The organism is Fulvivirga sp., from assembly GCF_040220315.1.
GTDB lineage: Bacteria > Bacteroidota > Bacteroidia > Cytophagales > Cyclobacteriaceae > Fulvivirga.
This window is the reverse complement of the sequence record NZ_JAVJUY010000056.1, coordinates 1-11,498: the sequence shown is the minus strand read 5'-3', so window position 1 is coordinate 11,498 and position 11,498 is coordinate 1. Positions and strand designations below refer to the sequence as shown.

11 protein-coding genes are annotated in these 11,498 nt (G+C 33.3%); all 11 read right to left on the bottom strand.

The genetic code is table 11. The features are described from left to right. Positions 1–45 precede the first annotated feature (45 nt). Genes RLO81_RS02635 through RLO81_RS02585 form a run of 11 tightly spaced genes read right to left on the bottom strand, consistent with a single transcriptional unit; the run spans position 46 to position 11,204 of the window. Positions 46–1,245: a glycosyltransferase gene (locus RLO81_RS02635; protein ID WP_350106834.1), complete on the bottom strand. Its 1,200-nt coding sequence runs from the start codon at positions 1,243–1,245 to the stop codon at positions 46–48. Continuing rightward, on the bottom strand, positions 1,242–2,312 hold the full coding sequence (locus RLO81_RS02630) for a glycosyltransferase family 61 protein (RefSeq protein ID WP_350106831.1): 1,071 nt from the start codon (positions 2,310–2,312) through the stop codon (positions 1,242–1,244). Before RLO81_RS02630 ends, RLO81_RS02635 begins: the two co-directional genes overlap by 4 nt. Before the next feature lie 41 nt (positions 2,313–2,353). Continuing rightward, positions 2,354–3,037, bottom strand: a complete 684-nt coding sequence (locus RLO81_RS02625) for a sulfotransferase (RefSeq protein WP_350106829.1) — start codon at positions 3,035–3,037, stop codon at positions 2,354–2,356. Between the two features lie 20 nt (positions 3,038–3,057). Then, on the bottom strand, positions 3,058–4,998 hold the full coding sequence (gene asnB / locus RLO81_RS02620; RefSeq protein ID WP_350106826.1) for an asparagine synthase (glutamine-hydrolyzing): 1,941 nt from the start codon (positions 4,996–4,998) through the stop codon (positions 3,058–3,060). Continuing rightward, the gene (locus tag RLO81_RS02615) at positions 4,998–5,960 is read right to left on the bottom strand and encodes a glycosyltransferase family 2 protein (protein WP_350106823.1); all 963 of its coding nucleotides are present in this window, start codon (positions 5,958–5,960) and stop codon (positions 4,998–5,000) included. The genes asnB and RLO81_RS02615 overlap by 1 nt, the downstream gene beginning before the upstream one ends. Beyond that, positions 5,957–6,922 (bottom strand): sulfotransferase family protein, encoded by a 966-nt coding sequence (locus RLO81_RS02610; RefSeq protein ID WP_350106820.1) that lies wholly within the window; start codon positions 6,920–6,922, stop codon positions 5,957–5,959. The genes RLO81_RS02615 and RLO81_RS02610 overlap by 4 nt, the downstream gene beginning before the upstream one ends. Further along, positions 6,900–8,081, bottom strand: a complete 1,182-nt coding sequence (locus tag RLO81_RS02605; protein WP_350106817.1) for a glycosyltransferase — start codon at positions 8,079–8,081, stop codon at positions 6,900–6,902. Before RLO81_RS02605 ends, RLO81_RS02610 begins: the two co-directional genes overlap by 23 nt. After that, positions 8,078–9,331, bottom strand: coding sequence for an ABC transporter ATP-binding protein (locus RLO81_RS02600; protein WP_350106837.1), 1,254 nt, complete (start codon positions 9,329–9,331; stop codon positions 8,078–8,080). The genes RLO81_RS02605 and RLO81_RS02600 overlap by 4 nt, the downstream gene beginning before the upstream one ends. Positions 9,332–9,379: 48 nt before the next feature. Then, positions 9,380–10,207, bottom strand: a complete 828-nt coding sequence (locus RLO81_RS02595) for an ABC transporter permease (RefSeq protein WP_350106814.1) — start codon at positions 10,205–10,207, stop codon at positions 9,380–9,382. Further along, the gene (nusG, locus tag RLO81_RS02590; protein ID WP_350106811.1) at positions 10,207–10,689 is read right to left on the bottom strand and encodes a transcription termination/antitermination protein NusG; all 483 of its coding nucleotides are present in this window, start codon (positions 10,687–10,689) and stop codon (positions 10,207–10,209) included. Before nusG ends, RLO81_RS02595 begins: the two co-directional genes overlap by 1 nt. Next, positions 10,677–11,204 carry an ArsR family transcriptional regulator gene (locus tag RLO81_RS02585; protein WP_350106808.1) on the bottom strand — a complete coding sequence of 176 codons (528 nt, stop codon included), beginning with the start codon at positions 11,202–11,204 and terminating at the stop codon, positions 10,677–10,679. The genes nusG and RLO81_RS02585 overlap by 13 nt, the downstream gene beginning before the upstream one ends. Positions 11,205–11,498: the final 294 nt, after the last annotated feature.

The following is an 11,498-nucleotide window of genomic DNA, read 5'->3' as shown; positions in this document are numbered from 1 at the left end:
GTATTATACCCCGGAAATTCCCATGTTATTAAGAAGATTCTCATTTTAACTAGTAACTCTGTATTTCAAATACCTTAGCTTCGATATTATCAAAGAGAAAATATTGTTTATTATTAAACTAATAGTATTAAACTTCGATACTTCTTCATTTCCGAATGATTTCATATGCTTGAATACATCAATATATTTTTTTATGCAATTTTCTATTGAGTATAATTCTGCTGCAATTTGTTTAGCCTCTTCTCTTTTATCGGAATCTAGTGAAACTTTTAGTGAAATAATATTTTCCACTGCGGATTCAGTATCTCCAATATCATAAAGTCTTACTATTCGATGAGCCTCATCATGTTCTGTAATATCCTCAACACCACTTACTTTTGAGCTAACAACTCCTAAACCCATATTCAACCCTTCCATAACTACGATAGGCATACCTTCATAATTAGAAGTTAACACCAAAATATCTGAATCGGCCATAAGCTTCAGTATTTCAATTTTGTCAAGCCAGCCCGTAAATTCAAATTGCTTATTTAAACCAAATTTATCAATCATCTGAAGAAGTTCTGTGTCATCACCGTGACCAACAATACTCCATTTAAATTTTACGCCCCTATTATTTAACTCATTGCCGATTCTAGCAATATCCGATACGCGTTTTTGTTTTTCTTCAATTCGACCAACCCAAATGAGCTTTAAAAAGCTGCTTTCCTCAACTTTAATAGGAAAATCAGCCATTTTAATTCCGCACGGTATTACCTTAATATTATCATCGCTTATATTTCTTTTGATACGATATGATACAGCAATAACTGAGGCCAAAAAGGTTTTGTATCGATTATGAAGGTAATAGTATGCGGGATCATCACTATGAAGTACACCGATAATAGGATAATCCTTCGATAACAGCTTTCCAGCGCCCCACACAGAAGCATCATCTGATAATATAATGGGTGTTCCTTTTGGAATATTTTTTACAACCAGAGAATAATAAACCAACTCACGATAACTTTGAATTCCTAACTCAAAGGTTAAATCAACACTTTTAGTCAAAACCTTTATGTCTTTGTATTCATTAAGCAGATCAGTCATTGTCGGTCTTCCCGAGGCTGAAATAAATCCATTTGGTACTACAGTAACCAATGAAGTACTGTACCCTTGATTTGCAAATTCATCTGCAGCCTCCACCATCCACCTTGTCACACCACCTCTATGAAATGGATGACATAAGAATGTTACTGAGTTCATAAGAATTCAGATATTTTCTCCTTTAGCATATTGGGCTCAACGTAGAAGTTGCCATTAGGAAATGTTTTTTGACCTTCAATACTTAAATATGAATAATCAAGTTGCCTGCAAATATTCTTGTAGTGTTCAGGAATAAGCCCATTGCCAGGTAATATCTCAAGAAGTTTTAATGATTTTTTTTTAGAGAAAATTATGTTAGTTAGAGCGGCACCATGCACACCTATTATAATTTGAGCATTGCTAAACATTTCAACCTGATCTTTAAAAGAATAGTCACCCGGTTCTATAATTTTAAAGCCTTTATTCGTAAGAATTTTTTCAATTTCTTCAAAGTTGTGAATAGTTCTTCCATATTTTTTACCTCTTAAGGAAGCTATTTTTAAAGGATTTGATGGATTTGTAAAGTTTCTAAAAACACTCTTAATTCTCATTATGCCTTTAGAACAAAATACATCCTTAGCGATATAAAGTTGCTTAACTTTTATATACTCTTTTTTATTTTGAATAATAATTGGCCTGTTTATTATATCTGTCAACTTCATAAATTGTTGAACATACTTAATTTCTTTAAAGAAATGAGGTACTATTATTGGAATTCTTGAGTCAATTCCTGAATCATTAATTAATAAAATTTGGGGTAATGTGTCTATTAAGAAATGATAATAATTTTGCCAAGCATATTGAATAGAAATTGCCTTATCTAAACATTTGATTCTTTTTCTTCTAAAAATCAATATATACAGATATCTCAATGTCGATGGCCTTGCTTTGGGCTTGTCCCATGGATCTTGGATCATGGGGAAGGAAAATAAAAAAATTTTGTTTAGGCCAAGAATTACCCACCCTTTAGATGGTTCTAAGGTAGCATTTTTAACGGTATAGATATATTTAGTAAATCTGTGCTTTAAAAAAACATCTCTCTTAGATTTTCCTTCTCTTAAACTTTCAACATTAACATCTGGGTAGTATTCGTTGATTTCAGATTCTAATAAAACTTTATGAATCGTATTGATTTTGCTATGATCAGATATTAAACACCAATAAACATAATCCAAATAAGGTTTCAAGACTCTCGCATTGAAAGAACATATTATCCTATTCAGTAAATTCAAAATTCTAGCTTCCTTTTTAAAAATGATTTAACCATAAATATTTTTTTTCTTAATGGTGCTTCTAAAAATTCAACTAATCTTTTCTTGTAATACTTATATAGGTACTGAGAATAAGTATCAGTTTTCATAGCATGTGGAAAAGGTGTGTTTGGAATTGGTTTTTCCAAGAAATCACAAATTATTTTCCAATTTAGATCAACTGGTACATTTAACTTTAACAATTTGTGTTCCTTGTTAGAAAACCATTCAATAATCTTTTCGTCTCGTTCAACTAGCTTACTAATAAATAATGCTTTATCCTTTCCGGTTACTCGCCTTTTTATTTTACAATTACGAATTCCAAAAAATTTCAAGAATAATTGATTTACATGATTATACTTAATTCTAGAATCATAGTAGTTTAAAACACTTTTGAACCAACTTTCAGCTTCTCTTTGTGTAATTATGAATTTTGCTTCTGGATACTTTTTATATAGTTCTCTATATAAATGAGGCCAAGGTGTATCGCTAAATGAGTCCCATCTCTCGGAAATTTCAAGCAATTCAAGAATCCTTCCTTCATCATATAAAATCAAATTATCGTCCATGAAATCTAAATTCTTGTACCCGAGTATTTTTAGAGCCGAACCAATTGAGGTTGTTCCAGATTTGTTAACACCAAGACAAAACACCTTTTTCATTGATTATTTTTTTAATAGGGTCATACAGAATTCTTGGACGTCCTAAGCCACCTCCCTAAACATATTAATCTCCAAGAGGTGAAGCTAAATGGTATTCTACCATTTTTAACATTATCAAAGTATTTTACAGCTTTTTCTCTATTTACATAATCTGGTATTTCTATTAAAGCGTCTCCCATCCTATCTTCAAACCATTTCTTTCTTTCTTGCTTCAACCATTTTTCTTCTGGAGATACAAACCCCATTTTATCTTTTCTTTCAATTACTTCTTCAGGCAGCAAATGCCTTAATGCATGACGTAATAGCAATTTCCTTACACCCAAATGGTAGATATATTCTTCAGGCATACTTAAAACAAGTTCCACTAGTCTATAGTCTAAAAATGGCACTCTACTTTCAATACTAAACGCCATTGAATTTCTGTCTTCATATCTTAAAAGTGCTGGTAAAGAGGTTGAAGTGGTTTGAAGCATCATTTCCTGTCGCAAACTCAAAGAGTGTCCTCTATCTGGTCGTTTTGAAACGACTTTTATCCAATTGGGAATATTGCTTTTTACCTTAGGAAGAAAGTTTTTAAACAAGGGATAAGTATTTGCCACAGCCTGAACTAATTGGCTTTTGGGTGGATAGCCCAATTGTTGTGTAAAACCATTATAGTTTTTATAAATAGCTCCAATTTTAAACCTTTTTAGTAAACCAGAATATAAAGCAACATCATTGCCCCCATAACCCGCCAATTGTTCATCGGCCCCTTGTCCGTCCAGCATTACCTTCAATCCAGCATCAGCTGCGCCTTTAAACACACTCCACTGACTAAATTGACTGGTAGAACCAAAAGGCTCATCCATGTGCCACATCAAATCATCCAACTCTTCAATTAATTGTTCAAAAGAAGGCCATACTATATGTGCTTTTGATTTTGTCTGGTCAACGACAGCCTTAGCATACTGCCATTCATCATATTTGGACTCTGAATATCTGCTGGTTACCGTTTCAATATTGTTTTCGATCCCATTTTGTGCATTGATTTGAGCCATTTGACACACAATGGAAGAGGAATCAAATCCTCCCGACAGACAAGAACCCACTTTTACGTCAGACCTCAATCTTAAACGAACACTATCCTTAAAAAGCACCCTAAAAGCCTCCGAAGCTTCTTCAAGAGATCCTTTAAAACGAGTTTCTGGAATTGTATACCATTTTTGTTTGTGAATAGAAGACAATGGTTTTTTAAGATCAACTTTTACAAATTCTCCCCCCCTTACTTGAAGAATATTTGTATCAAATGTTTCATTGGTATGATCAACCAATCCTGAAGCCAAATAATCAACAATTATGTTTTGATTTAAAGTGGCTCTGAATTTTGTCAATACTTTGATTTGTTTAATCTCAGAAGCAAACACTATACTATTATCAATAATAGCATAGTAAAGGGGTTTAATTCCAAACCGATCTCTTACCGCATAAAGGCTATTCTCTTTACTGTCCAATAAAAGAAAGGAAAACATACCATTAAATTTATTAAGTGCATTTTCACCCCATTCTTCCCATGATTTGATTAAAACTTCTGTATCTGATTCGGATGTAAATGAATACCCCAGGGAATTTAATTCATCTCTCAGCTCTTTATAATTATATATTTCACCATTATAACATAAAGACAAATGTCCTCTTACCATTGGCTGAAAGCCATCAGCACTTAAATCGATGATTGAAAGTCTTCTATGTCCAAAGCCGACTTGCCAAGAAGTTGAGGCTGGCAATCTTTCCAGATCATATTGATTAATTGAATCTTTAGACGTATCTGAGTCAAAATATAATTTAACTTCCTTCTCCGAACTAAAAAGTAAAAACCCTTCATCATCCGGGCCTCTGTGCTTTATCACTTTGGTACCCTTCAGTAATTCAGAAGAACTATTTTCAACTGACTGATTAAATACTATGCCAAATATGCCACACATTAATTATTCCGATAAACTAGTTTATTTATTCTGTCCTTTAGCACAATGGTTCTTTCTGCTCCTAAAAGGTTATCCAATATTTGCAAAAATCTACCCCCTTGCAGTTTTAAATTAGGATATAACTCTTTTGAATATGCTAAACACTCCGCTGCTATTTTTGGATATTCTTTTCTGTTGGCTGTCCACAAATTGAATAAGTATCGTCCTGTGGCTTGTTTAAAACTGTTATTATTGATTCCATTCAATGTTAGTGTCTCCATAAAGGCCAAACGTAATTCAAGCATTGCTTTTAATTTGGTTTCGGAGTTCAGCACACCCACTCGTTCAGACTTATGCTGCCTAATTAAGGCCTTGGGAGCATCTACGCCTACAATTTTCCCTTTCAATAAAGCTCTAAATGTAAGGTCAACATCCTGATTAATGATCAATTCTTCCCTTTGCCCACCAATAGTCATAAGTGCATCTTTTCGCCATAAAAATGCATTGCAGGGTATAAACCATCCGCCCAATAGATTTTTTATGTGCTCTTCTGAATGTGGAGTTGGGATAGTTGGGTAAACACTGTGTCTAGGGATAATGGTCTTTGTATCAGCGTCAAAGTAATCAAAAGGGCCATATACCCCAATAACTCCCCTGTTATTTTCAAAAGCCCGAATTTTCTTAAAAAAGAAATTCTCTTCAATAAGATCATCCGAATCAAGATAAAGAATGTACTCGCCCTTTGCTTTATGCAAGCCATAGTTTCGAGCTGTTGGTGCGCCTTGGTTTTCCTGCGAGAACAACCTTATCCAAGGGTATTCTTTAGCTAATAACTCAGCACCTCCATCAGTAGAGCCGTCATCAATAACAATAACTTCTAATTCAATCTCTTGATGCTTATTTGAAACCAATGATTTAAGTGTTTCTACAATGAGTCCTACTCTATTATAAACAGGAATAATTACTGAAACTGAACTACTCAATTTAAAACAGATTTCAATTTGTTATTAATAATTATAAATGGCAACCTCACTTTTTTTATCCACTTATCGACTTTGTAAACGAAATAGTCTTTTAAAGCTATAGTGTTAAATACAGAAAATTTTTCATATTTAACTTGCTCAACAATGTCCCCTGCTAACAATTCAAAAAGAGAATTTTTGTATAAATTATTTTCCTTTTTCCACTTGAACATTTCGCTATTTGTTATTGGTTTTTTGGTCATTTTATGATGTTGCCAATCAGGTACATACTTTCTAGCAGTTTTTGGGAATTCCAACATTTGAGATTCAAACGGAACATTCAAAAATGAGCAAATATCTTTTAATTTTGATTCTGAATCATTAACCAAATCTTCATATCTTATCTGCAAATAAGCATTGGCAAAATGCTTCTCACCATCAATTATTCCGGCCAGAACATGTCTTTTCCAATATTCAACGACAGAAATGTAATCATCTGTTTGGAGACCAGCTTCGCGATTCTTCAAAATTGACTCAGCCACGTCTCTACCATCTCTAATTATGTGAATCAGTCTTGCTTTTGGAAATAACTTTTTTAATAAAGCAATTTGCAATACATATCCTGGTGTTTTATCCCCCCATATTTCCTTTCCTTCTTGTTTAGCAAATGTTCTGTTTAAAACTGAAATTATAGCTGCATCATTATCAGGTTGGATTGACTCAAGATTTTCAATTAATTCTTTTTCATTCAAATCAGGAAAGTGTTTAGAATTTAATTCTAGAATTTTTGATGCAACATTTTTACGCCAATCATCTCCCTTTGTCAGTTCTGGTAATAAGTTATACAATTTTCCGAAAAACCATGTTTCCTCTGGAATGGCAATTAACGAATGTGCATTTAATAATAACCTCAACAATGTGGTGCCAGACCTAGGACAACCAACAATAAAAATTGGGGAATTATTTATTAATGGTTTGTTCATATAATTCGGTCATTTGTTGTAAAAATGCCACTTTACCAAATTTCTTTTCAACAGACCTTCGAAGAACTTCACCGTCATAATTTGACCAATTATTTATGACCTTTTCTATACCCACTATTAATTCGTCTACACTTTCTTTATTGACTAGTATGCCATTAGAATCATTAATGTAATATTCAGGTCCCTCACAACGTGTTGAAACTACTGGCCTACCCATCAATAGTGCTTCTGTAGGTGCTATACCGAAGGTTTCTCTTAAGCTGGAGTGAACGTAAAGATTTGATTTTTTTATTTGTTCGCTTATTTGTTCTTTCTCTAGATGTCCTGTTAGAATTACTCTATGTTGTAATTTAAGATTGCTTATTATTTCTTCTAGCTCATTACGATAGTTGCCCTCACCAATTATGGTGAGATGAATATCTATACCTGTTATTATTAATTTATTTACTGCTCGTATTAAATATTGATAACCCTTTCTCTCAACTAATGCACCAATACTAATAAGCTTTGGTCTTCTAATATCAAAATCATTAGGTTCCAATTTAAAAACATCCGTATTAATCATTTCTGGAATTACCTGAATCTTTTTTTTTATTGATGGCGAGAATTGGATCATTCGCTTTGCTAGAAATGGTCCTACGGCTACTATTGCCTTAGCGTGATCAATAATTTTAGCAACAATTTCTTTCTTTTTGTCATCATCTAGATGCATTTCAAAAGGTGCGGAATGCTCTTGATATAGTAATGGCACATTTAGGTGTTTGGAAAGCCCAAATGCAAATGCTCCTTGATCCAAAACAGTGTGGCAGTGAATCAAATCAATTTTTCCAATTACTTGTCTAACTAATTTAGACACCTTTTTTGAAGCCCAATATAAATCTTCGTAGGTTTCCCTATTAGTTAGGCGAGTAGAAATTTTTGGTATGACTAATATGTAATGATTAACATTATATTCAGACCAGTAATCATTCTTTATTCTATATATTTTCTTAGAAGCAGGTAAAAGTACCCATCTATAATACTCGATGAATTTTACTTCAAAATAGATGGCCTGACATTGAAAAGATAATGCCCCTATTTGCTCATAAATAAATGGAACCTGAACTCTACCCTCTTGTGAAAAAAGTGACCAACTTGATAAATAAATAACTCTATTCAATCTTGATTAATAAGAAATGAAACTCTTTTGTACAAAACACCACGGTCCTCATAACTGGGTAATAAGATAGGTAAAAAATCAGAAGAAGGTTCGATATTTAATCTAAATGCATTATCAAATGACACAATAGGCTCTCCATTCATTCTCAATACTTTTATTTCTAGATAATAAACGGAAGGCATAAGATTCAACGTTTGACCTGTTACTTTGAAATTCAAAACCTTATCTAAACCTTTTATTTCAACGCCATGAAGTCTGGTACTTAAGTTAAGGGCTCTTACTCCAAAAACTGTTTTAAACAATACTAACAGTGTAAGATTATCTGATGGAAAATCTCCCTCAATATTTCCTGTTATTACGAAGTTATCATTTACATAAAATATCTCTGAATTAGTTAGTGATCTGAAAGTTAGCCTACTTAATCTAAATCCATTATTAACATTTTCATTACCTACATTTTCAGCTGAGCTGTCTAGATAATTATCAATTCCATCTTTAGTTAAACCGTCAAAAATTTTCATCCCTCCTTTCAAAACAATTGATCTACTACATAAACTTTTAACAGCTGCAATATTATGACTTACGAATAAAACCGTTCGGCCAGAATTGGCCACTTCATTCATTTTACCCAAACATTTATTTTGAAATTCTGCATCACCGACCGCTAATACTTCGTCAATAATTAGTATCTCAGGCTCAAGATGAGCCGCAACACTAAAGGCAAGCCTAACCTTCATGCCTGAACTATAAAACTTTACGGGAGTATCTAAATACTTACCAATTCCAGAAAATTCAACAATCTCATCAAACTTTGCATCTATCTCTTTCTTGGTCATGCCCAGAATAGTCCCGTTCATGTATACATTTTCTCTTCCGCTTAATTCAGGATGAAAACCTGTACCTACTTCTAATAAAGAAGAAACACGCCCCTTTATTTGAATTTCTCCTTCTGTTGGTTCTGTTATACGTGAGAGTATTTTTAATAATGTGCTTTTACCAGCCCCATTATGGCCTATAATACCTAGCACTTCTCCTCTGTTTACTTCAAAATTCACATTTTTCAATGCCCAGCTCACATTGGATGCATCTGTATCTTTAAAGTTTTTGAGCTGTATTAGTCGTTTGAAGTTTTTAAAAGGAGAAAGTAGCAACTGTCCGATTTGACCAGCCAGTGTATCCTTTCTTTCATCGGCAACACCAATACGGTAACGCTTAGAAACCTCCTTTACCGAAATCACCACCTCTTCCATTGAAGGTAAATTGTCATTGCCAACTGTTTCTACATTTCCACCCATAATTTAAGCTATATCGGCAAAATGTTTTTCCATCTTTCTGAAATAAAATAAGCCCATTATCAAAAGGCAAATCGATACTAGTATTCCAGGGTATATTATAGTCCATGGAATGACTGCGGTAGGAATAACAGAGGCCCTAAAGCCTTCAATAACCGCCACTAATGGGTTGAGCGCATATACAAATTTGTAGTGGTCGGGAATTAAACTTAATGGGTATACTACAGGTGCGCTGTACATAATCAAACGCACCATAAAAGACATAGCATAATTTATATCTCTAAACTGTACTGCCATGGCAGATAGTATTAAGCCAATGCCAATGGAAGTTATAATTAGCAGTAATAAGAAAAATGGAATATAGATAAACTCTACATCTGGTACTACTTGATAATAAAAGAGAAGCCCAATTAAAACTAAAAAGCCGATACCAAAATCTATCATTTTAGAGAATATTGCGCTCAATGGTAAAACTAGTCTCGGAAAGTAAACCTTAGAAATCATTTCTCTATTTGAGATTAAACTACCTGTAGATTCGGTTAATATATTCTGGAAATAATTCCATGGCACCATGGCTGTAAAACTAAAGAGTAAATAAGGTATGCCATCGGAACCAATTTTAGCTAAATTTCCAAAAATAACAGTAAATACAAGTGTTAAAACAAGGGGTTGAATAATTGCCCAACCTACTCCTAAAACCGATTGCGCGTATTTGGCTTTAATACTTCTCAGAGTCAAAAAATAGAGTAAATCCTTATACCTCCATAACTCCCGAAAATTTAAGGCTTTCCAACCTGAAGTAGGCTTAATGGTAACCGTATCGTTGTTCTCCATTATATCTTAAAATGTACTAAGCATCCTAATTGCTTTATATATACCGCTACCTTATTATGATCAAGATTATCAACAATCCCCTCAAGCCCTTTGAATGGTCCGTTGGGTATAACAACTAATTGTTTTGGCTTAATTTCTTTATTTTCAACATAAATACTACTACCCTCCTTGTCAATCTTTTTGATTGCCTCAATCTCATAGTCTTGCACAACTGCAGGTTTACCCAACCAATAAATAAAGTTTATTACACCCTGATCAGCTCTAATTAAAGCTTGCTCTCCTTCATTGATATGTGCAAAAATATAACTGGGAAACATGGGTAGTTGTACTTTTTTTTTACGGTCGCTCCACTGTCGAACGGTAGTCACCAAAGGGCAGTAGATTTCAAAACCTTTACTACTTAGTCTTTCTTTTACGACTTTTTCATTTCGCGGCTTTGTATAAACAACATACCAGCGCTTTGTAGCATTTATTTGTTCCAAATCACCAAATTAATGTCGTTGCCGTTTTTATTATAATTCATGTATTCCAAATCGGACATGACAATATATCTGATCCTTCTTTTGATAAGCTTTTCAGCCTTACCGACCAACTCATTTAAGTATTGATAATCTACATCACCTATTAATATAATATCAACGATTTCAGCATCTTTCCCATTTGCAAGATCACCCGTCAACAGCACCTGATCTATGTCCCCCAATTTTGAGATAATGTTTTCTACTATAATATTTATGCCAAGATATTTTTTAACAATACCATTTATCTCAGAAAATAAAGGATGTTGTTGATTTACATTAAATACTTTCTTATTACCATCTAATTTAGATATCAACATATTTGCTTGCTCCAGACGATTTAGTTCAAGTCTTATGGCGTTCGTAGACTCACCAAATTCCTGCTCTAAAGACCTTAAATAACCGGTATTAGTTGGATTTAGAAAAAACTTTAACAAAAGTTTTATTCTAGTTTTAGAAGTAATAAGTGTTTCTATCAAGGAAAAAAGTGCTAAGGGTTATTTACAGCTTCGCCTCCTCAGTCACATGGATATTGAGTAATAATACTACTCAAAGTTATTGTTAAATAGATAAAATACAAGGATTAAATTAAGTTTTACCAGAATTTCCACTTTGACTTTTGAATGGTATCTTGTTCAGAATAATAACCACTTCCGTATCCATTTCCGTATCCGTAACCATACCCATAGCTATAACCATAGCTATAACCATACTTATTCACACTTATATCATTGAATACAATACTTATGCTATTAAACTTCCCTGTTTTAAAC